The organism is Idiomarina sp. ST10R2A5 (genome assembly GCF_051842325.1).
GTDB lineage: Bacteria > Pseudomonadota > Gammaproteobacteria > Enterobacterales > Alteromonadaceae > Idiomarina > Idiomarina abyssalis.
On record NZ_JBNIEX010000006.1, the window covers coordinates 123031 to 149990 of the forward strand.

At 47.9% G+C, this 26960-nt stretch carries 28 protein-coding genes; 19 read left to right on the forward strand and 9 right to left on the reverse strand.

The genetic code is table 11. The features are described 5' to 3' along the window. Positions 1-4: 4 nt before the first annotated feature. Entirely contained in the window at positions 5-1540 is a 1536-nt protein-coding gene (hutH, locus tag ACP7FG_RS09320; RefSeq protein WP_439226218.1) for a histidine ammonia-lyase, read from the forward strand. 3 nt (positions 1541-1543) lie between these two features. Here hutH and ACP7FG_RS09325 read toward each other — a convergent pair whose 3' ends face one another. Genes ACP7FG_RS09325 through ACP7FG_RS09335 form a run of 3 tightly spaced genes read right to left on the reverse strand, consistent with a single transcriptional unit; the run spans position 1544 to position 3799 of the window. Further along, complete coding sequence (locus ACP7FG_RS09325; protein WP_199495049.1) at positions 1544-2446, reverse strand: bifunctional GNAT family N-acetyltransferase/hotdog fold thioesterase; 903 nt, start codon at positions 2444-2446, stop codon at positions 1544-1546. 5 nt (positions 2447-2451) lie between these two features. Further along, positions 2452-2889, reverse strand: a complete 438-nt coding sequence (gene dtd, locus ACP7FG_RS09330) for a D-aminoacyl-tRNA deacylase (protein WP_439226219.1) — start codon at positions 2887-2889, stop codon at positions 2452-2454. A gap of 55 nt (positions 2890-2944) precedes the next feature. Then, on the reverse strand, positions 2945-3799 hold the full coding sequence (locus tag ACP7FG_RS09335) for a virulence factor BrkB family protein (protein ID WP_439226220.1): 855 nt from the start codon (positions 3797-3799) through the stop codon (positions 2945-2947). 69 nt (positions 3800-3868) lie between these two features. Between ACP7FG_RS09335 and ACP7FG_RS09340 the strand changes: the two genes are divergently transcribed. From ACP7FG_RS09340 to ACP7FG_RS09360, 5 genes are all read left to right on the forward strand, one after another. Next, the gene (locus tag ACP7FG_RS09340) at positions 3869-4591 is read left to right on the forward strand and encodes an SDR family NAD(P)-dependent oxidoreductase (protein ID WP_224798376.1); all 723 of its coding nucleotides are present in this window, start codon (positions 3869-3871) and stop codon (positions 4589-4591) included. A gap of 70 nt (positions 4592-4661) precedes the next feature. Then, positions 4662-4901, forward strand: a complete 240-nt coding sequence (locus ACP7FG_RS09345) for a hypothetical protein (protein WP_054490299.1) — start codon at positions 4662-4664, stop codon at positions 4899-4901. Beyond that, positions 4898-5545 carry a DUF2959 domain-containing protein gene (locus tag ACP7FG_RS09350; protein WP_222235940.1) on the forward strand — a complete coding sequence of 216 codons (648 nt, stop codon included), beginning with the start codon at positions 4898-4900 and terminating at the stop codon, positions 5543-5545. The genes ACP7FG_RS09345 and ACP7FG_RS09350 overlap by 4 nt, the downstream gene beginning before the upstream one ends. Positions 5546-5560: 15 nt before the next feature. After that, entirely contained in the window at positions 5561-6076 is a 516-nt protein-coding gene (locus ACP7FG_RS09355; RefSeq protein ID WP_199495046.1) for an NADPH-dependent FMN reductase, read from the forward strand. Positions 6077-6079: 3 nt separating this feature from the next. Then, positions 6080-6580 carry an MgtC/SapB family protein gene (locus ACP7FG_RS09360; RefSeq protein ID WP_199495045.1) on the forward strand — a complete coding sequence of 167 codons (501 nt, stop codon included), beginning with the start codon at positions 6080-6082 and terminating at the stop codon, positions 6578-6580. Here ACP7FG_RS09360 and ACP7FG_RS09365 read toward each other — a convergent pair. Further along, positions 6577-7191: a TetR family transcriptional regulator gene (locus tag ACP7FG_RS09365; protein WP_439226221.1), complete on the reverse strand. Its 615-nt coding sequence runs from the start codon at positions 7189-7191 to the stop codon at positions 6577-6579. The genes ACP7FG_RS09360 and ACP7FG_RS09365 overlap by 4 nt on opposite strands. A 177-nt stretch (positions 7192-7368) precedes the next feature. On the opposite strand from ACP7FG_RS09365, the gene ACP7FG_RS09370 reads away from it, so the two are divergent. Together ACP7FG_RS09370 and trhA are read left to right on the forward strand one after the other, a co-directional pair. Continuing rightward, positions 7369-7650 (forward strand): DUF3081 domain-containing protein, encoded by a 282-nt coding sequence (locus tag ACP7FG_RS09370; RefSeq protein WP_054490288.1) that lies wholly within the window; start codon positions 7369-7371, stop codon positions 7648-7650. Beyond that, complete coding sequence (gene trhA, locus ACP7FG_RS09375; RefSeq protein ID WP_439226222.1) at positions 7647-8315, forward strand: PAQR family membrane homeostasis protein TrhA; 669 nt, start codon at positions 7647-7649, stop codon at positions 8313-8315. The genes ACP7FG_RS09370 and trhA overlap by 4 nt, the downstream gene beginning before the upstream one ends. 71 nt (positions 8316-8386) lie before the next feature. Here the strand turns inward: trhA and typA are convergent, their stop codons facing one another. Next, on the reverse strand, positions 8387-10228 hold the full coding sequence (gene typA / locus ACP7FG_RS09380) for a translational GTPase TypA (RefSeq protein WP_054490284.1): 1842 nt from the start codon (positions 10226-10228) through the stop codon (positions 8387-8389). A 303-nt stretch (positions 10229-10531) separates the two neighbouring features. Between typA and glnA the strand changes: the two genes are divergently transcribed. From glnA to ACP7FG_RS09410, 6 genes are all read left to right on the forward strand, one after another. After that, positions 10532-11941 carry a glutamate--ammonia ligase gene (gene glnA, locus ACP7FG_RS09385; RefSeq protein ID WP_054490281.1) on the forward strand — a complete coding sequence of 470 codons (1410 nt, stop codon included), beginning with the start codon at positions 10532-10534 and terminating at the stop codon, positions 11939-11941. A gap of 73 nt (positions 11942-12014) precedes the next feature. Beyond that, positions 12015-13088, forward strand: coding sequence for a nitrogen regulation protein NR(II) (glnL, locus tag ACP7FG_RS09390; RefSeq protein ID WP_222235937.1), 1074 nt, complete (start codon positions 12015-12017; stop codon positions 13086-13088). Continuing rightward, a complete protein-coding gene (ntrC, locus tag ACP7FG_RS09395; protein ID WP_199495040.1) occupies positions 13078-14484 on the forward strand; it encodes a nitrogen regulation protein NR(I) in 1407 nt (468 codons plus the stop codon). The genes glnL and ntrC overlap by 11 nt, the downstream gene beginning before the upstream one ends. Before the next feature lie 75 nt (positions 14485-14559). Next, positions 14560-15240 carry a response regulator transcription factor gene (locus ACP7FG_RS09400; RefSeq protein ID WP_054490274.1) on the forward strand — a complete coding sequence of 227 codons (681 nt, stop codon included), beginning with the start codon at positions 14560-14562 and terminating at the stop codon, positions 15238-15240. Next, positions 15237-16598: a sensor histidine kinase gene (locus ACP7FG_RS09405; protein WP_439226223.1), complete on the forward strand. Its 1362-nt coding sequence runs from the start codon at positions 15237-15239 to the stop codon at positions 16596-16598. Before ACP7FG_RS09400 ends, ACP7FG_RS09405 begins: the two co-directional genes overlap by 4 nt. Then, positions 16595-17599 (forward strand): alpha/beta fold hydrolase, encoded by a 1005-nt coding sequence (locus ACP7FG_RS09410; protein WP_439226224.1) that lies wholly within the window; start codon positions 16595-16597, stop codon positions 17597-17599. The genes ACP7FG_RS09405 and ACP7FG_RS09410 overlap by 4 nt, the downstream gene beginning before the upstream one ends. Here the strand turns inward: ACP7FG_RS09410 and fieF are convergent. Beyond that, on the reverse strand, positions 17589-18518 hold the full coding sequence (fieF, locus tag ACP7FG_RS09415; RefSeq protein ID WP_054490268.1) for a cation efflux pump FieF: 930 nt from the start codon (positions 18516-18518) through the stop codon (positions 17589-17591). The two genes, ACP7FG_RS09410 and fieF, sit on opposite strands and share 11 nt — an antisense overlap. A gap of 54 nt (positions 18519-18572) precedes the next feature. Here fieF and trmL point away from each other — a divergent pair, with 54 nt between their 5' ends. After that, positions 18573-19037, forward strand: coding sequence for a tRNA (uridine(34)/cytosine(34)/5-carboxymethylaminomethyluridine(34)-2'-O)-methyltransferase TrmL (gene trmL, locus ACP7FG_RS09420; protein WP_439226225.1), 465 nt, complete (start codon positions 18573-18575; stop codon positions 19035-19037). 1 nt (position 19038) lies between these two features. Here the strand turns inward: trmL and ACP7FG_RS09425 are convergent, their stop codons facing one another. Continuing rightward, on the reverse strand, positions 19039-20358 hold the full coding sequence (locus tag ACP7FG_RS09425; RefSeq protein ID WP_439226226.1) for an ABC transporter substrate-binding protein: 1320 nt from the start codon (positions 20356-20358) through the stop codon (positions 19039-19041). Between the two features lie 298 nt (positions 20359-20656). Here ACP7FG_RS09425 and ACP7FG_RS09430 point away from each other — a divergent pair, with 298 nt between their 5' ends. After that, complete coding sequence (locus ACP7FG_RS09430) at positions 20657-22333, forward strand: cyanophycinase (RefSeq protein ID WP_439226227.1); 1677 nt, start codon at positions 20657-20659, stop codon at positions 22331-22333. Between the two features lie 173 nt (positions 22334-22506). On the opposite strand, the gene pyrE is transcribed toward ACP7FG_RS09430, so the two are convergent. Then, positions 22507-23151 carry an orotate phosphoribosyltransferase gene (gene pyrE / locus ACP7FG_RS09435; protein ID WP_222235929.1) on the reverse strand — a complete coding sequence of 215 codons (645 nt, stop codon included), beginning with the start codon at positions 23149-23151 and terminating at the stop codon, positions 22507-22509. 36 nt (positions 23152-23187) lie between these two features. Then, positions 23188-23901 carry a ribonuclease PH gene (rph, locus tag ACP7FG_RS09440; RefSeq protein ID WP_224798449.1) on the reverse strand — a complete coding sequence of 238 codons (714 nt, stop codon included), beginning with the start codon at positions 23899-23901 and terminating at the stop codon, positions 23188-23190. A 136-nt stretch (positions 23902-24037) separates the two neighbouring features. On the opposite strand from rph, the gene smrA reads away from it, so the two are divergent. The 3 genes from smrA (at position 24038) to ACP7FG_RS09455 (ending at position 26944) form a co-directional block, all read left to right on the forward strand. Next, positions 24038-24625, forward strand: a complete 588-nt coding sequence (smrA, locus tag ACP7FG_RS09445) for a DNA endonuclease SmrA (RefSeq protein WP_199493759.1) — start codon at positions 24038-24040, stop codon at positions 24623-24625. A 29-nt stretch (positions 24626-24654) separates the two neighbouring features. Next, positions 24655-25518 (forward strand): YicC/YloC family endoribonuclease, encoded by an 864-nt coding sequence (locus ACP7FG_RS09450; RefSeq protein ID WP_439226228.1) that lies wholly within the window; start codon positions 24655-24657, stop codon positions 25516-25518. Positions 25519-25714: 196 nt separating this feature from the next. Continuing rightward, positions 25715-26944 (forward strand): tyrosine-type recombinase/integrase, encoded by a 1230-nt coding sequence (locus tag ACP7FG_RS09455; RefSeq protein ID WP_439226229.1) that lies wholly within the window; start codon positions 25715-25717, stop codon positions 26942-26944. Positions 26945-26960: the final 16 nt, after the last annotated feature.

Here is a 26960-nt window from a genome sequence, read left to right on the forward strand (position 1 = left end):
TTGCATGAGTCATTTTGAATTACAGCCAGGACAATTGCAGTTAAGTGAACTGCGCAACTGGTTTTATCAGCATCAGACACTGAAGCTGTCTGATGAAGCTAAGGACAACATTGCGACTTCGGCGAAAACCGTTGCAGATGTACTGGAGCAAGGGCGAGTGGTTTACGGTATTAATACCGGTTTTGGACTACTGGCGAATACACGTATTCCACCAGAACGTTTGACTGATTTACAGCGCCGCATTGTTTTGTCGCACGCCGCCGGCACCGGTGACTTAATGGAAGACGCCGTTGTGCGTCTAATGCTGCTACTGAAAATTAACTCTCTGTCGCGCGGCTTTTCTGGTGTGCGGCAAGTGTTAGTTGATGCGCTGATCAAGCTACTGAATGCCGAAGTGTACCCCTGCATACCGGAAAAAGGTTCCGTAGGCGCATCTGGTGATTTAGCGCCGTTAGCGCACATGGTATTGCCGTTAGTAGGCGAAGGTACGGTTCGTCACAACGGAAAGGTGCTAAACGCTGAGGAAGGTCTGAAAATAGCGGGTATTGAGCCCTTTGAACTGGCACCGAAAGAAGGTCTGGCTTTACTGAACGGCACTCAAGCATCGACTGCGTTAGCTCTAGCCGGACTGTTCCGCATTGAGCGTAATTTCCATGCCGCCATTGTGGTGGGTGCGACTTCTGTGGAAGCCGCTATGGGCTCTCGGGCACCATTTGACGAACGTGTACACGCTGTGCGCGGACAGCCGGGGCAAATTAAAGCGGCGGAAATGCTGCGTCACGTGCTGACTGACAGTTCTGAAATTGCCAAAGACCACGAAGACTGCGAGAAAGTGCAGGATCCGTATTCTCTGCGTTGTCAGCCTCAGGTAATGGGTGCAGTATTGGACCAAATTGAGCATGCCTCGGGCATTCTGGTACGCGAAGCTAACGGTGTTACTGACAACCCACTGGTATTTAGCGAAGAGCAGGACATTATTTCCGGTGGTAACTTCCACGCCGAACCAGTTGCTATGGCGGCGGATATTCTGGCTATTGCGGCCAGCGAAATCGGTGCTTTGTCAGAGCGTCGTAGTGCCTTACTCATAGACAGTCATTTGAGTAAATTGCCGGCGTTTTTGGTCAATGACGGTGGGGTTAACTCGGGCTTTATGCTGGCGCAGGTTACCGCTGCGGCATTGGCTTCAGAAAATAAAACATTGGCGCACCCGGCGTCGGTGGATAGCCTGCCAACCTCTGCTAACCAGGAAGACCATGTGTCGATGGCAACCTTTGCAGCACGCCGGTTAACGGACATTGCTAAGAACGTCAGCGACATTATTGCTATTGAGTGGTTAGAAGCGGCGCAGGGTCTGGATTTCCGTCGTCCTTTAAAAGGTGCGGCTGCGGTTGAAACGGCCTTTAACTGTCTGCGTGAGCAAGTGGCGTATTATGCGGAAGACCGCTTCTTTGCACCGGACATTAAAGCGGCGAGTGACCTGATTCAAAATGGCGAGTTAGCGGCAGTGGTGCAACTACCGCATATTTTGTCTGAAGTGTAAGGGTTAATCCCGTTTAGCAAGAACCACGAAGCGGCCGGTAAATTCTGCTACCGGCTGCTCTTCGTCAAGTATTTGAGCTTTTAGTGTTAACCGGGCATTTTTGCCTTGTTTTAACGCAGAAAAGTCACCGGTAACATCACTTAACCGTGCTACTGCCCGAGGCTCCTGAGTCACCGGCTTATGGTAATGAATGTTGCCATCGCCCAGTACGACTGACCCTTCAAGTTCCCGCTCCAACAATTGCAAATGCAACAACCCCCAGCAGGTTAAAGTACCCAGTGAGTAAATGCTGCCGGCAAACATGGTGCCGTGTACATTAATGTTTCGCGACAGTACCGCGCGGGTTTCGAAAACACGCCCTGTGTATTGATGAATCTTAATGCCCATGGCATCGGAAATCGGAATGTCTTCCTGCCAGGTTTTCTGTAGCTCAGTACACCACTCGGGTCGATAAATTATGCGGTTATATTCAGTAAAGGACTTACGTAAGTGATGTTCTGCCATCGGGTTATTCACGGTATCGGCTTCTTCCGCGACTTCGTAACCACACTTCTTGTAAAAGCCGATGGTATTGTCGCGTGAGTTGATCACGACATGGGTTGCGCCTTCTTTGCGCGCAGCAAGCTCCAGCGCGTAGATAATAGCAACCCCATGGCCTTCGCCACGGTATTCAGGTGCAACGGCCATAAAGCGTATTTGAGCTTCTTCCGGGCTATTAAAATGCAGCCTGCCAACGGCAACGGCTTCGTCAGCTTCATTCACGACCATTCGGTGATGACCCACTTGATCGTATTCGTCTTGTTCAGAGCCCAGTGGCCGTTGAAAGGGTTCACGCAGAACCCGCCAGCGAAGGTAATAATAACGTTCGAGTTGCTCGTCGGTTTCAGGAGTAATAACGCGATACATGACAGTTATACCTTCAATTCAAAAGTGACCGGGCCGTCATTGACCAGTTCAACCTGCATATCGGCCGCAAAAAGACCGGTTTCTACCGGAACGCCCTGAGCTTTTAGTTTTTCACAAAACACCTGATATAAGTGCTGAGCCTGGTCGGGTGTTGCTGCAGATGAAAAACTGGGGCGACGGCCTTTACGGGTATCTGCTGCCAGGGTGAATTGAGAAACAACCAGGGCTTTGCCTTGTTGATCAACGACACTGTTATTCATTTTGTCTTCGGCGTCACTAAAAATCCGATAATGAGCAATGCGTTTTGCCAGCTTTTCGGCACTGGTTTCGTCGTCCTGGTGTTCCACTCCCAGCAAAACTAGCAGCCCGTGGTCAATGGCACCGACAACTTCATCGGCAACGGTGACCTTTGCACGGCTAACGCGCTGAATCAGTCCGATCATGAGTACTTACCTTTAAAAAAGAGAACCGCTATGGTCGGTGAAAATTCAAAGCAGGTCAATCAGACTTCGGCTCAGGCATCTGTAACTGATATTCCTCTAAGCTAACGGTTAAAACCGCGCCAATGAGTACAATCAACCAGGAAAGGTAAATCCATACAATAAGAATAGGAATAGTGGCCAGCGCGCCGTAAATGGCCTGATAGGTTGGGAAGAAGGTGATGTACAGTGAAAATAGCTGTTTACTCAGCTCGAATAAAAGTGCCGCGATAACCGCACCAAAGGCGGCATAGCGGAACTTAACCTGACGGTTAGGTACCAGCTGATACATGAGCACAAAGAATACAAAAGAGGTGACAATGGGTACGAACCATAAGACAAAATTTTGTACACCGGAAACATATTCATCAGCAAACTGGCTGAGCGAAATCAAATAAGACGTGGCTGCCAGACCGGAACCGATAAGTACCGGGCCGAGTGTAAGCAGCATCCAGTAAACCGCAAAAGAGACTAGCCAATGCCTGCTGCTGGAGTCGCGCCAGATATTATTCAGTGCTTTATCAATGGCTGACATGAGCATAATGGCCACAATGAACAGAAAGCCAACGCCAATGGCTGTCATTTTCGAGGCGTTGGTTACAAACTCATTCAGGTATTGCTCAAGCTGCTCGCCCGAAGTGGGAAGTAAGTTGGCGAACAAGGCCTGTTCAAGGTTTTCCTGTAACTCCTCAAACATGGGAAAAGCGGAAAAAACCGTAAACATGACCACTAACAGAGGCACTAACGACAGCATGCTGACGTATGTTAAATGACCAGCGGTAATGTTCGTATTGTCACTGTTAAACCTCTTACCAAAGTACTTGAGAAAGCCTAAGGTATGTTCGAAATACGATTTCCAGTCAAGTTGCATCATGATGTACTGAGCTAATCCAGTTTAAATAACGTAGGGAAGTATAAACTATCATGATAGAGAGTAGTGCAAATGGCAATGGTGGTATTGGGTGCCGGTGGTGGATTAGGCCAGGCCTTAACACGGGAATTACAAAATCAGTTTCCTGATGAAGAAATTATTGCGTTGTCTCGTCAGCCTCAAACTGGGTTATTTGACTCGGGTAAAATAACCTATTGCCAAATTGATGACTACAGTGAAGACTCGTTGAGTGCGTGGGTGAGTGACTTTAAAAGTGGCGGCAAGCAGCTGACGGGAGTCATTTCAACTATTGGTATGCTGCATGATGAAAAGACGTTTCCAGAAAAGAAATTGTCAGACATTACTGCGGACAATCTGACTAAGTTGTTTTCTGTTAACGCGATAAAGCCGCTATTAGCGCTGAAGGCTTTTTTACCCATTCTTGACCGTAAAAACACCCGGTTTTGGGTGCAGTTGTCGGCAAAAGTGGGCAGCATTGAAGATAATTATCTGGGTGGCTGGTATGCATACCGGTCGAGCAAGGCGGCGTTAAATATGCTATTGAAAACGGCGTCTGTAGAATTAAAACGAACCCATAAAAAATTATCGATAGCAGCGGTGCATCCGGGGACAACAGATACTGACTTATCGAAACCTTTTCAGCAGCGTATTTCAGCCGACAAGTTGTATTCGCCGGAATTGTCCGCAGAACGAATAGTCGAAGTCGTGAAAAACTTAAAACCCGAGCAGTCCGGTGGGTTATGGCACTGGGACGGCTCAGCGTTACCTTATTGATTTAATTTGCTTTTCGTTAAGGAATGTCTCTTAATTGGTATGAGGCACAATGCAGTGCAAGGAGAACACGATGTTATATATTTTAGCGATTTTATTCCCGCCGATTGCAATTCTCTTCACCGGGAAAATATTTCAGGCAATATTTAATGCGATCATCGCCATTATTGGTGTGGTTCTTTTTATTGTATCTTTCGGTGCGTTAGGTGTTATTTATCTGGTCGCTATTATTCACGCTATTATCGCCGTGCATGATTACCGTCAGACCAAACGCGACGAACGCTTAATTAAAGCGGCACGAGGTGACAAATGATGAAATGGACTTTACCAATTGTTGCGGTATTCATACTGTCAGCCTGCCAAAGTGCCTACTACGGCACCATGGAAAAGTTTGGTGTAGAAAAGCGCGACATTTTAGTCGACAGAGTGGATGACGCTCGCGACTCGCAGTCCGATGCGCAGGAGGAGTTCCGTTCAGCGCTTGAGCGTCTGGATACCATGCTGAACATTGATGGTGGCGAGTTGGAACAGCAATACAATGCGCTACGGGACGACTATGAAGACAGTAAAGACGCAGCGGAAAAAGTTCGCAGTCGTATCGATGAAGTTGATGAAGTTGCGAATGACTTGTTCGACGAATGGAGTGAGGAGTTAGGCGAGTACAGCAATGACAATATGCGTCGCGAAAGCGAGCGTCAGTTGCGCGAAACTGAACGGCGTTACGCTGAGTTACTGAGAGTTATGGAACGCGCGGCGGATAAGATGCAGCCGGTTCTGGATAAAATGCAGGACAATGTGCTTTATCTGAAGCATAACCTGAACGCCAAGGCGATTGATGCCATTCGCGGTGAGTTCAGTAATCTGCAAAACGATATTTCCGTACTAATAAAAGACATGGAAGCGGCAGTAGCTGAATCGAACCGCTTTATCGAAGCTATGAAAGATTCCCAATCTTAACGATCAGGAGATGATATGACAGTTTTATTTATTGGTGGCAGTCGCCGTAAAGATTCGCTCAATACCAAGCTCAAGCACCGTTTAGCAGAAGTGGCGGATAAACACGGTATTCGCTATGAGCTGGTTGATGCTGACGCGCTGGATGCTCCAATTTACCACGGTGACTTAGAAGCTGCTGATGGCGTTCCCGAGCCGATGAAAAGGCTGGGTGAAAAAATCCAATCCGCATCGAAAGTGGTTTTGGTAAGCCCTGAGTATAACTCGTCGGTGTCGCCGTTAGTGAAAAATGCCATCGACTGGGTGTCACGGCTTGATATGGGGGCATGGTCTGGTAAAACGGTTTTATTAGCTGCGGCTTCCCCTGGTGGTTTAGGTGGTTTGCGTGCTGTCAGCCATTTGCGCGATATACTTGCGAATGTAAAAGCCTGGACGGCTCCTATGTGTGCAAGCTGTCCTAATGCCACTGATGAGGCTATTGCCGCAATGGACGAGAGCTTTTTAAAGAGCTTTTTAGAACAAGGAAAGGACTGATTAGTGATTGACTGGCAAATTGTCCAGGAGCTGGGTCCATACTCCTGGAGGGGAATAGGCACCGCACTTTTGTGTGGTGCTATTGTGGGTCTGGAACGACAAATTCGTGGTAAACCGGTTGGTATAAGAACCTCTGCACTGATTATTCTGGGCACCTACCTGTTTTTGGTGGGTGGTTCATCCGTTGTCAGTCAGGGCGGCGATCCATCGCGAGTGATAGGCCAAATTATTACCGGTATCGGCTTTCTTGGCGCCGGTGTTATGCTGGCGCGCGATGGCGTGGTGGTCGGCGTAACATCCGCTGCGACCATCTGGGCTTTGGCGGCCATTGGTATTGCAGTAGGCCTGGGAATGTACGGTGTGGGTATTGTGTTGTCGTTGGTTATTGTTGGCGTGTTGCTTGGCGTTGACCTGCTTGAAGACACTTTTCAATCACTAACCCGTGGCGTACACCGAAAATACAGCGGCTGGCGCCGCCGTCGTGGAGACAGCAACGAGCCTTAACGAGTTAAGCCATTGATGTAACTGTCGATGGCCTGGTTCCCGTACTCGACTAAAGGAAAATAGTCAGGCGCGAGCAACCAGTTGTAAATGAGCCCGTCTGCCAAAGAAAAAAGACCAATAACAGCAATTCGGGCATTCACTGTTGTTGCTAATTCGCCCCTTTCAATAGCTGATTCAAAAAGCTTTTCGATATCGCAGATACACTCATTACGCCCACTTACATGTCGTAGTTTAATTGGGTTTACTTCGTCAATGTATTCGCATTTATGAAGTAAAATACTGGCCAGTGAGCGTACTTGCGGGTCTTCCTGAACGCGGCTTATAAATTCTTTCGAGCGCCCTTTAATTTCCTCCAGAGGATCAAACTCGGAGCCTTCAGCGATTTGCTCACGCATTTCATCAATGGGGAGTTTGACGCGTCCCATCAGGGATTCAATGAGATCCATCTTGTTCTCAAAGTGGTGATAGATAGCACCGCGAGTGACACCTGCTTTTTCAGCCACTTGCATCATAGACGTATGGGTTACACCGTTTTCACTGAATAGAGCTTCAGCAGCATCTAATAATTTGGCGCGGGTCTCCATTGCGTCTTCTTTTGTGCGTCGAACCATTTGGGGCTCCAGTTTCTTAACATTCGTTCATTATTATAACGGTTTTTGTTTAATCATGCATCAATGTATGTATATTCTAATACAAGGTTTTCAAAACAATTCGGTAAAAGCGGTTGTGGAATGGGATTTCCGCCCTAATAATAAAGGTATACATTTAGTAAAACGCTGAGGTGTGTGATGAAAAACGAACTCGATAACAAACTGATGTTGGATGCGTACGAAAAAATACACACTCATGGTGAAGCTCGTCAGGGGCGTCACTATTTAGAAGGAATTGAAGCTTATACCGACCATGATGGGTATACGGTTTTTCTGGAAGGACATGGCGTTAAGCTGACATTACAATTCCATAACTCGTATCACTTAGACTACGACAACGAAAGACAATACGACCAGTTTATACGAGCCCTTAAAAATATCAGTAAGGGGTATGAAACTCCTGGGCTGGAGAGAGGATGAGCCAACATAAAGCCTATACGGCAATGGAAGAAGTTGCTCACGCGCTAACTCATGGCGTGGGGGCCGTTCTAAGTGTCGTTGCTTTGATTGTCATGTTGGTGTGGACTTCAACTCATGGCGATGCTTTTCATGTTGTGGCGGTGAGTATATACGGTGCGAGCCTTATTCTGCTTTATACTGCCTCGACGCTATATCACGCATTTCCCTGGCCAAAAATTAAAGCGGTGTTTCAGCAGTTAGATCATGCCGCTATTTATGTACTGATAGCCGGTACTTATACGCCGTTTGCATTAATTAACCTGAGGGGAGCCTGGGGCTGGACGCTGTTAGGCGTAGCCTGGGGTATTGCGCTCTTGGGTGTCGTTCTTGAACTTGGCATGAAAAAGCGAATAAAGTGGCTGTCGCTGAGCTTGTATCTTGGTATGGGCTGGATGGCGCTTATAGCGATTAAGCCCATGATTGATAATGTGGATGCTGGTGGCTTGATGTTACTGGTTGCCGGAGGTCTGGCATACACCTTTGGTGTTATTTTTTATGTCTGGAAAACGTTGCCGTACCATCATGCTGTTTGGCATTTATTTGTATTAGCCGGCAGTGTTTTTCACTTCTTTTCTATTTTCTACTTTGTGTTGCCTCAACCGGACTTATTGTCAGTGAACGGATGAGCATGAGCCGGATAATAGACAATAAAAAAGCCCACTATGAAGTGGGCTTTTTGCTATCTAACTAAAATGAATTAGCCGTTCTTCGGTTCACGACCTAAACGTTTACGATCGTTTTCTGTCAGAGCACGCTTACGGATACGAATAGATTGTGGTGTTACCTCAACCAGTTCGTCATCGTTAATGAACTCAAGCGCCTGTTCCAGTGTTAAACGAATAGGCGTACTCAGCGTTTGCGCTTCATCCGTACCAGAGGCACGAACGTTGGTTAGCTGCTTACCCTTCAGACAGTTTACTGTCAGGTCGTTTGAACGGTTATGAATACCAATGATCTGGCCTTCATAAACTTCATCACCGTGCGATGCAAATAACTTACCGCGTTCCTGCAGATTAAACAGTGAGTAAGTCAGAGCTTTACCCTGGGCATTTGAAATCAGTACACCGTTACTACGCTGACCAATGGTGCCGCCTTTGTGCGGGCCGTAGTGGTCAAACGTATGGTACATCAGGCCAGTACCAGAAGTTAATGTCATAAACTCTGTCTGGAAGCCAATCAAACCACGGCTTGGTACTTCAAAGTCGACGCGAACGCGACCTTTACCGTCTGGTGTCATGTTGGTCATTTCGGCTTTACGTAAGCCTAATTTTTCCATAACGGCACCCTGATGCTGCTCTTCAATATCAACCGTCATGGTTTCGTAAGGTTCCAGTTTTTTACCATCTTCGTGCTTGATAATAACTTCCGGACGAGAAACGGCTAACTCGAAGCCTTCACGGCGCATGTTTTCGATAAGAACACCTAAGTGCAGCTCACCACGGCCTGATACACGGAAACGGTCCGGGTTATCAGTTTCTTCAACGCGCAGTGCGACGTTGTGAACCAACTCTTGCTGCAAACGCTCAAGAATTTGACGAGAGGTAACAAACTTACCTTCTTTACCCGCGAAAGGTGAGGTGTTGACCTGGAAGGTCATGGTTACAGTAGGTTCATCGACGGTTAGCGGCTTCATTGCCTCCGCTTTACCAACCGCACAAACGGTGTCGGAGATTTTTAATTCGCCCAGACCGGTAATAGCGCAAATGTCGCCTGCTGCTGCTTTGTCGGCTTCAATTCGGTCCAGACCTAAGTAACTAAAGACTTTACCAATTTTGCCGCTGCGTTCTTTGCCGTCAGCACCAACAATAGTAACTGGCTGGTTAACTTTAACGCTACCACGGGTAACACGGCCGATACCGATAACGCCTAAGTAGCTTGAGTAATCCAGCTGTGACACCTGCATCTGCAGGTCACTTTCGGGGTCTGCGTCCGGGTGACTTACCTTATTAACGATAGTTTCGAACAATGGCGTCATGTCGCCATCCTGATCGTCTGCGTCTAATGATGCCCAGCCATTAAGTGCTGATGCATAAACAACCGGGAAGTCCAGCTGCTCGTCGGTAGCGCCGAGGTTGTCAAACAAGTCGAAGACCTGATCCATAACCCAGTCTGGGCGAGCTCCAGGACGGTCAACTTTGTTGATAACCAAAATTGGGTTAAGACCGTGAGAGAAGGCTTTCTGCGTGACAAATCGAGTTTGAGGCATAGGGCCGTCAACGGCGTCAACCACTAACAATACAGAATCCGCCATAGAAAGTACGCGCTCAACCTCGCCGCCAAAGTCGGCGTGTCCTGGAGTATCCAGAATGTTAATGCGGTAATCTTGCCAGTTAACCGCGGTGTTTTTGGCGAGGATAGTAATACCACGTTCTTTTTCAAGATCGTTGGAATCCATAATACGGTCTTCTATTTCGCCACGGCTTTCTAACGTGCCGGATTGTTGCAACAACTTGTCGACTAGGGTGGTTTTACCATGGTCAACGTGCGCGATGATCGCGATGTTGCGTAATTTTTCTATATCAAATACCTGAATTGTCATTAAGAACTGCCTGTAGTTGTCCGGGAGCGAAACCCGTCCAAGGGGTTTTGTGAAAAATAGCGGCGTATTCTACCTTTTTGAGTTGGATTAAGAAAGGGCTGATTGTTTTTTGTCCATTATATTTTCTTTTCCTTTCTCTTTGTTTTGCACCAAAAATGTGCGATATGCGCTATACTGGTGCATATAAACTTTTAAAAGAAGACTGAATTTAACTTAATAGTATGAATATAAAGGGAAAGTTCAGTTGGCACAGGCTTTGCTATACTTAGGCTGTATTTTTAGACGCTGTCTACGGAGGACAACATGTCAGCTAATAAGATTTTCGATACCATTAAAGAACACGACGTAAAATTCGTCGACTTACGCTTTACCGACACCAAAGGTAAAGAGCAGCACGTCACTATTCCGGTGTCGCAAATCGATGAAGACTTCTTTGAAGAAGGCAAAATGTTTGATGGTTCATCTATTTCCGGCTGGAAAGGGATTAACGAATCGGACATGGTGCTAATGCCCGATAATGAGTCTGCCGTTCTGGACCCGTTTACTGATGAAATCACCCTGAATGTCCGCTGTGACATTCTTGAGCCTGAAACCATGCAAGGTTACAGCCGTGACCCTCGTTCAATTGCTAAGCGTGCAGAAGAATTCCTGCGCTCGTCAGGTATCGCCGACGAAGCTTACTTTGGCCCTGAGCCAGAATTTTTCCTGTTCAATGACGTTCGTTTCCACACCGATATGAGTGGTTCGTTCTACAAAATTGATGCAGAAGAAGCGAAATGGAACTCTGGTCGTGAATATTCAGAAGGTAACCTGGCTCACCGTCCTGGCGTAAAAGGCGGTTATTTCCCGGTACCTCCGGTTGACTCTGCACATGACATTCGCGGCACTATGAGCCTGGTTATGGAAGACATGGGCCTTGTTGTTGAAGCGCATCATCATGAAGTAGCCACTGCTGGTCAAAACGAAGTAGCAACTCGCTTTAATACTCTGACATCTAAAGCTGATGAGATGCAGGTTTACAAATACGTTGTGCATAACGTAGCGCACTCTTATGGCATGACAGCAACCTTTATGCCGAAGCCACTGGTTGGTGATAACGGTTCTGGTATGCACGTGCATATGTCTCTGAATAAAGGTGGCGAGAACTTATTTGCCGGTGACCAATATGCAGGGCTTAGCGAAACGGCATTGTATTACATTGGCGGTATTATCAAGCACGCTCGTGCTATTAACGCCTTTGCGAATGCTTCAACTAACTCGTACAAGCGTCTGGTTCCTGGTTTTGAAGCTCCGGTAATGTTGGCTTATTCAGCGCGTAACCGCTCGGCTTCTATTCGTATTCCATTGGTTTCCAGCGCCAAAGGTCGCCGTATTGAAGTGCGTTTCCCAGACCCAAGTGCCAACCCTTACCTGGCCTTTACTGCATTGCTCATGGCGGGTCTTGACGGTATCCGTAACAAGATCCACCCGGGCGATGCAATGGACAAAGATTTATACAATCTGCCTCCTGAAGAAGCGAAAGACATCCCGACGGTTTGTCACTCCCTGGAAATGGCTCTGGAAGCTCTGGATAAAGACCGTGACTTCCTGAAACAGGGCGGCGTTATGGATGACGACATGATTGATGCTTACATTGATCTGAAATATAACGAAGTAGAGACATTGAAGAAGACTACCCACCCGGTAGAATTCGATATGTACTACAGCGTTTAATGGCGAATTATCGGGTGAGGCTTTTAGCCTTGCCCGATTGCACCAATACGGTGCATAACCCTTTCCTGCCTTCGTGAATAACAACGCGCTACTTAACCAATTACTCACAGGCATACTCATCCTTGATGACCGCCTGACCATTCGTTATGTCAATTCATCCGCGGAATCGTTGCTGGATCACAGCGCCAAGCGACTATTAGGTGAACCGTTTAGCGCCGCGTTTTATCATTGTTCTCTGGCGTCGGAAACATTAATAGAATGCCTGAATAGTGAGCAAACTGTGCTGAATGCGGAAGTTCATTTTGCACTGCATTCCGGTCACGATATTCGTGTGGAAACCAGTATTCAGACAGTTGATCAAGAATTTGGCCGGGCATTGTTGCTGGAACTCAAACAAGTTGATCAATTGCGACGCATCAACCAGGAAGATCAGCAACGTAATCAGTTATTTGCGACACAGCATTTATTGCGCGGTATGGCTCACGAAATAAAGAATCCGTTAGGTGGTTTGCGGGGCGCTGCGCAGCTACTGGCAAGGCAGCTTCCCGATGAAAAACTGACCGAGTATACCGACTTGATTATCAGTCAGTCTGATCGTTTACGGTACCTGGTGGACAGACTGTTAGGGCCAACTAAGCGTGGTGAATCAAAGCTGACCAATATTCATGAAGTACTGGAGCGTGTGGTTCGGACACTAACTTATGAGTACGGCGAGTCACTGAAGCTGACCAGGGACTATGACCCTTCTTTACCGGACATTCGGGTGGTGCCTGAAGCTTGTGAGCAAGTGTTCCTGAATATTGCCCAGAATGCGGCGCAAGCTATGTCGGGTGCTGGCACTATTGTCATTAAGACTCGGGTCGAGCACCAATTGACGTTGTTTGGTCTGCGTTATCGGCAGTGTGCGGTTGTGACAGTTACCGATAACGGACCCGGCATACCGGCGGAATTACGCGATACATTATTTTACCCTTTAATTAGCGGACGTGCAGAGGGAACCGGCCTGGGTCTTTCATTGGCGCAAAACCTTGTGCACCAGCATAAGGGGAAAATTGAATTTGACTCAAGCCCGGGCAAAACCCGGTTCTCAGTTTATTTGCCGTACCTTACTGCAGACAATGGTAACGAGGTGATGGATGACCACTAATGCTCAGTTATGGATCATTGATGACGATGACTCAATTCGTTGGGTTTTGGAAAAAGCTTTTGCTGACAGTCGCTATCATGTTCGCAGTTTTGCTAACGGAGAGGACTTTTTTTCCGCATTAAAGACCGATGCTCCGACTGTGGTGTTGACGGATATTCGGATGCCCGGGGAAAACGGTTTGGCCGTGCTTGAAAAATTAGGCCGTGAGCAGCCGCAATTACCAGTGGTGGTGATGACCGCACATTCAGACCTTGAAACCACGGTAAAGGCTTTTCAGGGTGGGGCTTTTGAGTATTTGGCAAAGCCTTTCGATATTGATGAAGCGATAACAGCAGTGGACCGTGCGCTGCAACATGCAAGGCAAAGTGAAACCACGGCGAATGAGTCTATTGATAATAACGTTCCGGAGCTTATCGGTGAGGCAGCTCCCATGCAGGATGTTTTCCGCGCCATTGGCCGGCTGTCGAGTTCCAGTGTCAGTGTCTTGCTGACCGGTGAAACCGGAACCGGTAAAGAAGTGGTTGCACGAGCTTTGCATAAACACAGTCCGCGCGCGGAAAAGCCTTTTATTGCACTTAACATGGCGGCCATACCGGCTGACTTGATTGAGTCGGAGTTGTTCGGGCATGAACGCGGCGCTTTTACCGGAGCTGACAGAAAACGTGTGGGCCGCTTTCAGCAAGCCGATGGCGGAACCTTGTTTCTGGATGAAATTGGCGACATGCCATTACCGGTTCAGACACGTTTGTTACGAGTTTTGGCCGAAGGGCAGTTTTATCCAGTAGGGGCGCATCAGCCAGTTAAAGTTGATGTTCGCGTTATTGCAGCGACACACAGAGAACTGGAGCAGTTAGTCGATAAAGGACAATTTCGTGATGACTTGTATCATCGGCTTAATGTTATCCGGTTGCGTTTACCCCCTTTGCGCGAGCGAACAGAAGATATAGCGACTTTGGCAAAGCATTTTCTGAAAAAGTCGGCTGAAGAGTTGAATGTTACACCAAAAACGTTGTTAAATGAGACACTTAGCAAGTTAATGAGTTACTCTTGGCCCGGTAATGTAAGACAGCTGGAAAATACCTGTCGCTGGTTAACCGTTATGGCACCAGGGCAGAATATTGGTGTTAATGACTTGCCTGAAGACATTCTGGTGCCAGCTGATTCAGAACCTGAAAATTTTACCGGGGAACTTACCTGGCTGCATTGGCTCGAAAGAGAACTGGAAAAACACCCGTTAGAGGCTCAGGATGTTTTGCAAAGTTATCAGCATCAGTTGGAAAAAATTGCTTTGCAAACTGCTTTACAACGTTTTTCCGGCCACAAGCAAAAAGCAGCGACATGGCTGGGCTGGGGACGAAACACCTTAACCCGAAAGCTGAAAACTCTGCTAAAGTAAAAGTTATGTAAAGGGGGTCGTATCCATGCCCGGCATTTTGGATCATGGATTTATTTCTGGAGAGAACAGTAAGTTATGAGACATTCCGTACTACTCATTGATGACGATACTGAAATGTCTGTCATGCTGACAGAATTGTTTAAACGTGAATCCGTAGATTTAAGCGTTGCCGAAGATGGCGTGACCGGCCTCGACAAAGCACTTAACGGCGACTACGAGCTTATTTTGCTGGATGTCATGTTACCCGGTATTGATGGTATGCAGCTGTTACAGCGTTTGCGCCAACAACACCGCGATACAGCTGTGCTCATGCTGACGGCCCGTGGTGATGACGACGACCGTGTTATGGGTCTGGAGCTGGGTGCAGATGACTACCTTCCAAAACCGTTTAACCCGCGTGAACTGGTTGCCAGGGTGAGAGCTTTACTGCGTCGTACACCTAACACCACCATGCAAAACGAAAGCCTGAACGTGTGCGGTATTGTATTAGATCCGGCCACAACGGAAGTGAAATGCGACGATGCTGAACTGATATTGACCCCCACTGAATTCGATATTCTGCGCTGTTTAATGCAGCAAGCGGGCCAAATGGTGAGTAAAGATCAATTATCGGTTGCGGCACTGGGGCGTAAAATGGAGCCTTTTGATCGCAGTCTGGATGTCCATATCAGTAACATTCGTAAAAAGTTTCCGACGAAACCTGATCGTATCCAAACCATTCGCGGCCGTGGCTATCGACTGATCGCCAGCTTATGAGAAACCGGCGTACGCGGTGGTATCGATCGCTAGCCCTAAGGTTACTTTTTATTTTCTGGGCGTTGCTGTCGGTCACAGCGGCCAGCGGTTACCTGTTAGCGGTTTGGAATAAACCGAAAGCAGAGTTAAAGCCGCTGGAGCCGGATATTTATCAAACTCTACAACCGCTACTCAGCGATGCTTTAACTTTTCAATCTTTGCAACCTGGGCGTTTAATCGCTGGCGACTACCGCGTGGCTGCTCAACTATCCGTGGAAGGCAGTGAAAAGCTGTTGATGGACGAAATGCTGAGAGTCAGTCACGGCTCAACCTTGCTGCGTATGCTGGGCCAAAGCTCACCTCAACAAATTCCTCTGGACGAACGTTTGCTGATGGGCCCGTTTGAACTGGACGGCAATAAAATATTGGTGACTAAACCTTTGGGTATTGATGAGCAAGTTAACAGGGAGCAGTTAGAAAGAGAGTCAACCCGGGCGCGCTTACTTACCTTGTTGGTGGGTAGTGGTTTACTTGCCGTTTTACTGGGCATTTGGCTTATCCGCCCAATACGACGAATGATCCTGGCTATGCGAGAGGTAGCTGACGGTAGTGCAACTCCTGAATTAAAGCGGCTACCCAAACGTGGTGATGAAATTGGCGAACTGGCGCGAGCGTTGTCCCAGGGTGCTGTCGATTTAGCGACATCGCGCGATGCCCAACGGCGTTTACTGAGTGATGTATCGCATGAGCTACGCTCACCGATGGCACGTATGCAGGTTGCCCTTGATTTAGCTGACTGTAATGAGGATGACCCAAATTGGCAGCAACTGAGTCGCGATACCGAACGCCTCAGCGTAATCATTGAACGAATTTTGTCATTATCGCGGTTAGAGAACGGCTTGGTAGAGCTTAATCATGAGAATCTGGACAGCGGTGAGTTAGTGCAACAACTTATTGGTGATATGTGCTATCAGAGCTCCGAGGTTAGTGGGCGCCTGGTGCAACAAGATGGTGACTGGCCTGTTATTGATACTGATCCTGAATTGTTCAGATTGGTATTGGAAAATATTGTTCGTAATGCGCTGCATTATACTGACGATAAAGTCGAGCTATCTTATGATGACTATGGCAAAGGGTGCCGCATTCGCATTCGTGACCATGGTCCGGGTGTGGATGAAAGTACGTTAGACAAGTTGTTCGAGCCGTTCTACCGCGGCGACCCGGCACGCCATCATAAGGCTGGAGTTGGTCTGGGACTGGCCTTAAGTCATCGCGCTGCGGCTGTGTTAGGGGGCGAATTAAAAGCCAGTAATCACTCTGAAGGAGGACTGGAAGTCGTGTTAGACTTACCTAAAAGTCAGCCTGAACCAAATACATGAAGCAACCCGATAGACAACATCAGCGGCCTGCAGATGATACCCCTGAGTGGCCGGAGTTTTTCAAAACGCAGGTAGAACCCTTCTGGGAACAACAGGTTCTTTCTGAGTATTTCACGGCGTTTGACGGTATTCAGTTGCATTTCGCATACTATAAACATAGCGCTGATGCACCATTGGTGGTCATTGCTCCGGGTCGGATAGAGTCGGCTCTTAAATATCAGGAGCTGTTTTGGGAGTTGGCTCAGCAAGGCTTTTCCGTGGCGGCGCTGGACCATCGGGGCCAGGGTTTATCGGCTCGGTTGACGGCCAATCATCATCAGGGACATGTCGACAACTTTGACGATTTTGTCCGCGATTTCTCAGATTTTACCGAACAATTAACAAGTCTATTTGGTAATGTCCCTAAAACCTTATTTGCTCATTCAATGGGTGGCACCATTGCGACAATTTACTGTGCGACTTGTAGCCACCCATACAATAAGCTGATTTTATCCGCTCCCATGTTCTCTATCGAAACCGGTAAAGTCCCTTATTGGCTGGCGCGCTGGGTAGTTGCCGCAGGCGCATGTATTAACCGGTACTTGGCTAAGCCCTGGTATTTTTTTGGTATGGGTGACTACCAGGCGGTACCCTTTGAAGAAAACGTTCTCACTCACAGCAAACAGCGTTACCAGACCTTTCGCAGGGTATACGATAATGTCGCTGAGGTGCAGCTGGGCGGGCCAACTTTTAACTGGCTTTACGAAGCGGTTAGTGCAGCCATGAAGGCGCAGCAACTGGCGAGTGATGTTCACATTCAGGTCATTTTATTTCAGGCTGGTAATGATCAGGTTGTTTCTGCTGCCGGGCAGAAAAAAGTCGCCGCGGCAGTCACCCGAGAGTATTTTCGGTTTGAAACCATTGAGGGCGCATCGCATGAGCTGATGATGGAAACGGACAGATTCCGCCAGCCAGTGTTGGATGCCATCATTGAAGAGACTCGAGAGCTCGTTAACGCTTAAGTGAACCTTCCACCACGGCGACAATTTCAGGATCCATATGCACAATGATGTCTGCTCCCGGGAAGGCTTTCATAAGCTGCGCCTCAACATCGTCAGCTATGGCGTGTGCGCGCAATAACGACAACTCATTAGCCAGTTCAATGTGTAATTGAATAAAGCGTACCGGGCCGGCTTCGCGCGTGCGCAAACCGTGAAAGCCTCTGACACCATCCACCGCCATAGTAATGCGACCAATTTGCTCCTGCAGATCCTCTGAAAGCTCTCTGTCCATTAGTGCCTGAAAGGCATCCCAGCCAATGCGAACAGCACCAATAATTAAGTAAACGGCAATACCAATGGCAAAAATACTGTCGGCCCAGAGCCAACCGTAACTGCTGAGAATTAAGGCAACAATAACCGCTAAGTTCAGCAGTATGTCCGACTGATAATGAAGGTTGTCGGCTTGTACGGCTTTAGAATTGGTATGCTGAATGGCCATGCGCTGAATAACAATCAGAACAAAGGTAATGACAATTGCGATGCCAGAAACAGCGATGCCGTAACCCACTTTCGGAACGCTACCACCCTGCATAAATTGCTGCACACTGTGAAAAATAAGCAGCATGCTGGAACCGGCAATAAACGCGCTTTGCGCCAGAGCGGCCAGTGACTCCGCTTTACCATGACCAAAGCGGTGCTCTTCATCTGCGGGTTGTAACGCATAGCGAATGGCAAAGAAACTAAAAATCGAGGCGCCACTGTCCAGAATGGAGTCTGTGAGAGAGGCAAGCATACTGGCTGATTCAGTCTGAAACCAGGCAAAAAGCTTAATGCTTATGAGGGTTATTGCAACAACAACGGATGCCGTGCTGGCCAGACGCACCCAAAAAGCGTAATTTTGTTGGTAATTTTTCTGATTTGCCACAGCGCCGGTACACATTTCTAAAAAATATTCTGCTATTCTACCGCTTTTACTGAAGCGATGAAAACGACCATGTTACACCTCGTACTGTTTGAGCCTGAAATACCCCCTAATACGGGCAATGTGATTCGTCTGGCGGCGAATACCGGAATGTCGCTGCATTTGATAGAGCCCCTGGGTTTTGAGCTGGATGAGAAAAAGGTTCGGCGTGCCGGTTTGGACTATCATGATCTGGCTTCTGTGAAAATTCACAAAGACTGGCAAAGCTTTTTAGATGACACGAAGGTTAATCGTATATTTGCCTGCACGACAAAAGGTAAGACTAACTACGCTGAGGTAGCTTATGAAGCGGGCGATGTTCTGCTTTTTGGCCCTGAAACCCGTGGATTGCCTATGGAAGTGCTGAGAACCTTTCCAGAAGAGAACTGGTTGAGGTTGCCTATGGCGGACAGCAGCCGCAGTCTTAACCTGTCAAATTCTGTTGCTATCTTTGCCTATGAAGCGTGGCGCCAAAATGGTTTTAAAGGGGCCTGTTAACTTATTTGTCGATGGCTACCGGGCTTTGCTGAGTCAGAACCGTATCGAATAAGCTTCTTAGTGAGCGGCCTCGTGGTGTGTCTGAAAACGCAACAAACAGTGGCAAAGGATCCGATAATTTTTGTTTTTTGTAAGGCTGCTCTGTCCAGTCTGGCAGGTTATCCTTGTAGTCCACAACCGCACTCACCCTTTCCATATCGAGCAGCGCAAAACAATCAAGAGAGTTTGATGCGCGATAAAAAGGGCGCTCAGTATCAACCAAGTTCTCCATAAAACGAGGGCCTGAAACGCAAATAGGGCCTTCGTTGGGCTTTTCCAGAGTAAAGAGAAAAACACTGTCGTCATAAGCGACATGGTATTTTGACAGAATAATATTTTCTATTCTTTGATCAGGACGAACACCAATGAGGGCATCAGCCCGGCCTTCCTGGATCAGCTGAATACTGCGTTGCCAGCTACTGACAACGGTATTGAGTTGAGAAGTAAACATTGGGAATGTTGATTTTGCTATTTGCCAAAGTTTACCGGTGCCGTCGGCATTAAGTAAGCCTGGGTGTATGGCGCCAATAACCGTCAGCTGCTCCGGACGTTTAATAGGTTCCACCGCAGGCTCGGGCTTTATTCCATACTTTTCACGAAGCACTTTCATACGACCATTCTCATGCATTTCTTGCAGCTGATAAGTGAGCTGAGGAATAAGTCGGGCGTGTTCTTCGTTTAGATAATGGAAGCCAGTTTCGGTGGACAGTTTGTGGGTAATAAAGTGTGGGTTATCGCTTAATTCCGAACTTTGAAACTGGAAGTCCCCCATAAAAGCAAACTGAATGCGTCCCGATTCAAGCAGCTTTAGTACTTGTTCGAGATCAATAGGCGTTACTATGGACGGCTGGTGAGGAAGACTTTCAACGACGTCAGTAATGGAATCCATACCATCGACGTATGCCAGACTTTCTATTTTCGACAATGGGCAGTAACCGCAGTCGCGCCTGTCAGCGATAGCTATGATGTCGAAAGTGAATAATGGAAATGGGATACGGCGAAGGTCGCGACGCTTGTTCTCAAGCATGGCTGTTCTTCCAAGCTCACCAGCAATGGTACCTTCAGTCGCTAGCTGCTCACCACGAGCGCGAGGTAGTTCAATATATTCAAGCTTGATATCCAGTTTGGCATAAGCTTCTTCAAGAACTGCTGTTACGTATTGCGTAAAAGGGCCTTCGTCAGGCGCACGAAAGACCAGTTTCTCCTGAGCGAGCGCGAGACTGGTTGTTAGGAGACTCCCCAGAAACAGTATCAGGACGCAAAAACGTAGCGATGAATTCATAGCTTATAAGTGTGGTCTTATTTCGTGAATCAGGGGTTAGTATAGCAGTGTTAGAATGGCTATCACGAGCCCTGAAAACTATTTATTTTCAAAAGGTTACTGTCATTAACAACGGTGTCACTAGTGGCTATTACATAAGTTAGTGCAACGAGAATTCAAGACACATCTATAATAAATACATTAATTTGCTGTCTTAAATTTGACAGCTGGGTAGCAGACACTCTAGCGTTGCAGTCTGATACTATGTCAATTGAAATACTTAAGCGGCGCACGCCGTCGGTAAAAAGGGGTTCTATTTATGGTTAAGTCGTTGTTTTCCTTGCTCTCTTTGGCGGTGCTTGCGTCTCTCTTTACAGCGCCTTCAAATGCGGAGGAAGATGGTAGCTATCGACATCTATTACTTGCCGGCGGCGGATTGAAGGCTTGTTCCAGTTTCGCTTCGGACAATTGCGACAACGTTGACTGGATAGATAAGGACACCATGCGCACTGACAGATATCTCAATCTGTCAAAAAAGTTTCGCTCCAAAGCAACGGCGGAGTCGGTTTGGCCAACCTACCGTGAAGAAACTCGCAAGAAGGTGGCCGATGCGCTGGAATTGATTCATGAACGTTTAAAAGAAGACATTGTTCCTGAACGTGTTTTTCTGCGTGAATTTACCCGTCGTGCGACACAGCAGCTTTATAACGCATTGTCAGACGCTGAATGGAACCGGATTATCGATTTAATTGAGCTTCCTGTTCCCAACTCTGCCCGTGAAGTTGTTAATTTGGATGAAAACCTGAAAGGTGAATCGAAAGCAATTTTTCAGCGTTTTGTTGAAATGGCTCAGTCTGTTGCCGGAGATGATCAGAAGCCGACCATTTATTTTCTGACCTCTGCATCACGTAACCCTTATGACGCTATTGATTTTTACAGCAGTGTATTTGAGCAATTGGGAGCTGAAGCGCGTTGGCTGCCTTTGGATTCGGCGTTAGTCAAAGCTCAGCGTGAGGGCCGTTGCGATGAGCTGGCAAAAATTCAGCAGGAAGAACTGGGGGCTTACGAACGTGACCGTGTTCACAGAGACCGTTATAAAGAACAGGTCGCGTTTTGCAAAGACTCTGATGCCGCCGCAGAAATGATTGCGAAGGCCGACGGACTGTTTTTTAATGGTGGCGACCAGAATTTAACTCGTTCGACCTTTGTTAAGGCGAATAATCAGCCTGGCGATGTGCTGAAAACGATTATTGCCGCTGTTCAGCAAAAAGAAGTGGTTGTTGGTGGAACCAGCGCAGGTACGGCGGTCATGACCTCTAAGCCGATGATCTCTAACGGTACAACCGCTCAGGCGATAAAAGAAGGGGCGATTGCCTCTGATCCACCGCCGTTTGGGTGTGATTTAGACACCACTTGTCCGCCGAATGTCGGGCCGGACAGCCTGACTTACCATCCGTTAGGTGGCTTGAGCCTGTTCCATTACGCAACCTTAGATACGCACTTTTCTGAGCGAGGCCGGCAAGGTCGCTTAATGCGCTTAGCAGCGGCAAGCTCAACACCTTTGTCGATTGGTATTGATGAAAACACCGCGATGGAAGTGAATCTTGAAACTGGGGCGTTTGATATTATTGGCGAGCGTGGTGCTTTCTTTGTAGAAGATGCACAGGGCACCGATAACGCGGTAGCCGGTACTTTCCATTACCTGGTTGCCGGCGCTTCAGGTGTGATTTCCCCTTATGGCCTGCAAACCGCAGAATTCGCTGAAGGTGATGACGTAGTGCAGACAGAGCCAACCACAAACTTCTTGTCTGACCGTGGTTTAATTGATTCTATGCGAATTTTGTGTGGTGAGCGTAAGCAGGTGAGCTTGTTGAATAAGGACTACCGTTTAATTGCGCAGCGTGGTGAATCAAGCCGGGTTAAGTCTTCAGGTGGTGAATGTCAGGTTATAAACGGCAGCATTGGTATTGCCTGGCAGCCACAGGAACAGCTGTAACGGGTGACTGCGAATGAAAACGGCTGTGGTGATTACCCCCTCACCTGAAAGACGCCGTGAACCCATCCCTGGGGGCTTGGGTGGCGCCATCCTTGGCGCCACACACTTTCAGGTGAGGGAATAATCACTTATTGCCGTTTTCCTGGTAGCCTGACAGGCTACGCAAATACGTATCAGGCGACACCAAACTCGGCGCGATAAGCTTCAACTTTGGGAAGATATTCTTTAAAGGTGTCGTCATCTTTCAAGAAGGTGATTACATCATTTAAGCTGACAATGCTGACAACCTGAGCGCCAAAATCACGCTCAACTTCCTGAATAGCAGATAACTCACCTTTGCCTTTTTCCTGACGGTCGAGAGCAATCAGAACACCGGATAATTCGGCGCCGTTAGCCTGAACTATGTCCATGGCTTCGCGAATAGCTGTGCCTGCGGTGATCACGTCATCCACCAGCATAACTTTGCCTTCCAGCGCAGACCCCACCAGGTTTCCGCCTTCGCCGTGGTCTTTCTTTTCTTTACGGTTAAAGCAATAGGGTGTGTCCTGCTGATGGTGGTCGTATAAGGCAACGGCTGTGGCGGTGGCAATTGGAATGCCTTTGTAAGCCGGGCCAAAAAGCACATCAAAACTGATACCGGAGTCGACCAGCGCGGCGGCATAAAAGCGGCCTAAGCGTGCTAAGTCAGAACCTTTATTAAACAGCCCTGCATTAAAAAAGTACGGGCTGGTGCGGCCGGACTTTAAGGTAAATTCACCAAACTTTAATACGCCACGCTCTATGGCAAACTCAATAAACTCTTTTTGATACGCTTTCATTGCCTGCTTATTCCTCGCTTACATTTATACTGAAGCTTACGCTAACGCTTGTTTCTGAATATCAATTAACTCACGAATGCTGTGACGCGCCATTTCAACCAGGCTGTTCATTTCGTCAAAACTGAAGGCTTCGCCCTCGGCTGTGCCCTGAATTTCGATAAACTTACCGGCTTCTGTCATGACTATGTTCATGTCGGTATCGGCTTTTGAGTCTTCAATGTATTCCAGATCGCTGACCGGTTCGCCGTCTAAAATACCGACTGAAATTGCCGCGACCATTTCTTTTAACGGGTTCACTTTGACCATGCCCTGGCCGCGCATCCAGTTCAGCGCGTCAACTAAAGCGACACAAGCACCGGTAATAGACGCGGTACGTGTGCCGCCGTCGGCCTGAATCACGTCACAGTCGATAGTAATGGTGTGTTCACCTAAAGCGCTCATGTCGATGCAGGTACGCAGTGAACGGCCAATCAAACGCTGAATTTCTAAAGTCCGACCACCTTGCTTACCGCGGGACGCTTCGCGGGCAGAACGGGTATGAGTTGCGCGTGGTAACATGCTGTATTCAGCGGTAACCCAGCCCTGTCCTTTACCTTTTAAAAAGCGAGGAACGCCGCGTTCTACCGACGCATTACAAAGCACCTTGGTTTCGCCAAACTCTATTAAAACCGAGCCTTCTGCGTGTCTGGTAAAGTTACGGGTAATGGTTACCGGTCGAATTTGTTGTGCCGTACGGCCACTTGGACGCATGTCATCTCCTTACTGAGTGAATGTCGCGATGTATAAATTGAGCGCAATTGTAGCAGAATTGCACGATTAATGGATCGCGATTCGCGCAGCAACGTATTACACTAGACCGAGCAAAAAAATATGAGCGGGAGGCAGTATGTCGCGTTCAGATGATGAAGAATTTGAGCTGTTCCGTCAGGAAATGACTGACGTAACGCCCTTGGCGGGTGAAGAAGTTGCCGATATTAAGCAGGCTTTTGAACCAACGCTGGCGCAAAAAGAGCGTCGCCGCGCTGCCGAGGCGGAAGAGGCTGAAAATGAAAACTTTTTATCGACCGAGTACGTGGACTTAGTTGAGCCGGATGACGTTATTGAGTTTCATCGTGACGGTGTCCAGGCGGGTGTATTCAAGCGCCTGAAGCAGGGGCGTTACAGCATGGAAGCCAGCTTGAATTTGCACCACCATACATTGGCAGAGGCGCGCACGGCACTGTTTAACTTTGTGAAAGACTGCCATGCCGCGGGTGTACGTACGGCTTTAATCATCCACGGCATGGGCAAGCATACAAAACCGCATCCGGCACTGATAAAAAGTTACGTGAATAAGTGGCTGCGCGAGCTGGAACCGGTACTGGCGTTTCATAGCGCACAGCGACCCCATGGTGGCCGCGGCGCAGCCTACATAATGATGAAAAAGAACGCCGAACAGAAACAAAAGAACCGTGAAAAGCACGCTAAGCGGTAACAGAAACGATTCGTTTTAAAGGAACCGACATGATTCAAAGTATGACCGGCTACGCTCGTTACGAGCAAAAAGCCGACTGGGGCACCGCAGTTTGGGAAATTCGTTCAGTTAACCAACGTTATCTGGAAACTTACTTTCGTTTACCGGAAACCTTCCGTTCACTGGAAAACTCACTACGCGAGCAGTTTCGTAAGAAACTTCAACGCGGCAAAGTTGAATGCAAACTGAGCCTGCAGGTCGATGAAGCCCAGCAAAGTGCATTGTCGATTAACGAAGACTTGGCAAAAAGCGTGATTGCCAGTGCTAAATGGGTGAGCCAGCACTCCGCTGCCGGGCAGTTAAACCCTATTGATGTTCTAAAATGGCCTGGCGTGGTTGCCGCTCAGGACCAGGACATGGACGAGCTGCAAAAAGACGTTCTGGCTGCTCTGGAAAAGACCACCAACGACTTTATTGAAAACCGCAAAAGTGAAGGCGCAGCTATTGATAAAATGCTGCAGGAACGTTTAGACGGTGTGACTACACAGGTAGCTTTTGTGCGTGAACGCATGCCGGAAGTTATGGCCTGGCAACGTGAGCGCCTACTAACCCGCTTTGAAGAAGCCAAAGTTGAGTTGGAGCCGCAGCGCATAGAGCAGGAAATGGTTATGCTGGCGCAGAAAACCGACGTAGCCGAAGAGCTCGACCGTTTAGATGCGCACGTGGAAGAAGCCCGCAAAATACTGAAAAAAGGTGGACCATGCGGACGCCGCCTGGACTTTATGATGCAAGAGTTCAACCGCGAAGCAAACACCCTAGCCTCTAAGTCTATTAACTCTGAAATTACTGCCGCTGCGGTGGAGCTTAAGGTTTTGATAGAGCAAATGAGAGAGCAGATCCAAAACATCGAGTAATTTTCTCTACCGTATCCGATATTTTCCTGATGCTTCCAAAACCCTTTTAAATAAAGGGCTTTGTTGTTTATTGAGCTTCCTGATTTTTCCGTTACGTAGCAATTTTGTGGTGAGTGCGGCGGTGAGTATGAAACAGTTGTGAAAAACCAGAATGGTGAGTACTTTTCTAGCCATAGATTAAAAAGAGGTACACACCATGGCAGCGCTTACTGCAACAAAAATAGCTGCACTGGATCGTTCAAAGCAAAACGGCAAATACGCCGATGGTCTTGGGCTTTACTTCGTGGTGCCCAAAAAGGGCCATTCTTACTGGTCGTATCGTTATACTGTCCATGGCAAGCGCCGTGAAATGACCCTAGGCAAGTACCCATTTATGGGATTGGCCGATGCTCGCGGTGAACTAATGCTGAAGAAGCGTGAGCTGCTGAATGGGTTAGACCCATTGGTTGCGCGCAAGAAGGAAGCCTGGTCGGGTATCGAAACCATGGACCATTTGTTCGAGGACTGGTTTACGAATGACATTCAACCAAGATTGAAGCACCCGAACATTCCAGCTCGTTTGTATCGAAAAGAAATAAAACCAGTAATTGGTGACATGCGCATTGAGCAAGTGAACGCTCGTGACGTGCGAGAGGTGTTGCAACGGATTAAGCTCAGCAAGCGGCCGAGTATTGCGAATGACGTTCTAATGTATATGAAGCAGCTTTTTCGTCACGCCGTGAAGCTTGATTTAACGCTGAATAATCCTGCCGCTGCTTTTGGTACTAATGATGCCGGTGGTGTGGAGAAATCACGGGACCGGGCACTATCGCTTGATGAAGTTAAAAGTGCGACTGCGATTTTCCGAAAGCATATGGACCGCTTCGGTATGGATAATTATCTTTCTGTATGCTTATTTCTGGTTCTTGGAGTGCGTAAAGGAGAGCTTGCCGAAGCCGCATGGTCTGAATTTGACCTCGTTAAGGGTGAATGGGAGATTCCAGACCACCGCGTGAAAAAGGGTAAAGGTATTATCATACCGCTACCAACTCAGGCCGTTGAATGGTTGCACATGCTTAAAGCGCGTTCTTTCGGTTCAGAGTATGTACTGCCTGCACGAAGAGGTTCAACGAAGCCATATATCGGTTCTGATACGATAAACCGTGCCATCAATAAAATGTTTGGTATTGAACAGGGCCGCAAGAAACCTGGACCGAATTATATGGGTGATATCGCGCATTTTACCGTGCACGATCTGCGTCGTACATTTCGAAGCCAGGTATCTGCTTTAGGTTTCAGTGGTGCCGTTGGTGAGCGGGCCATAAACCATAGTTTGAAAGGCGTGGAAGGTATTTATGACCGTTACGATTACTATGAAGAACGGCGGCAGGCGCACCAGAAGGTTGCTGATGTGATTGAGCCGTTGGCTTGGGTGGGGTTTGATTAAGAAGCTTGCTTTTAAA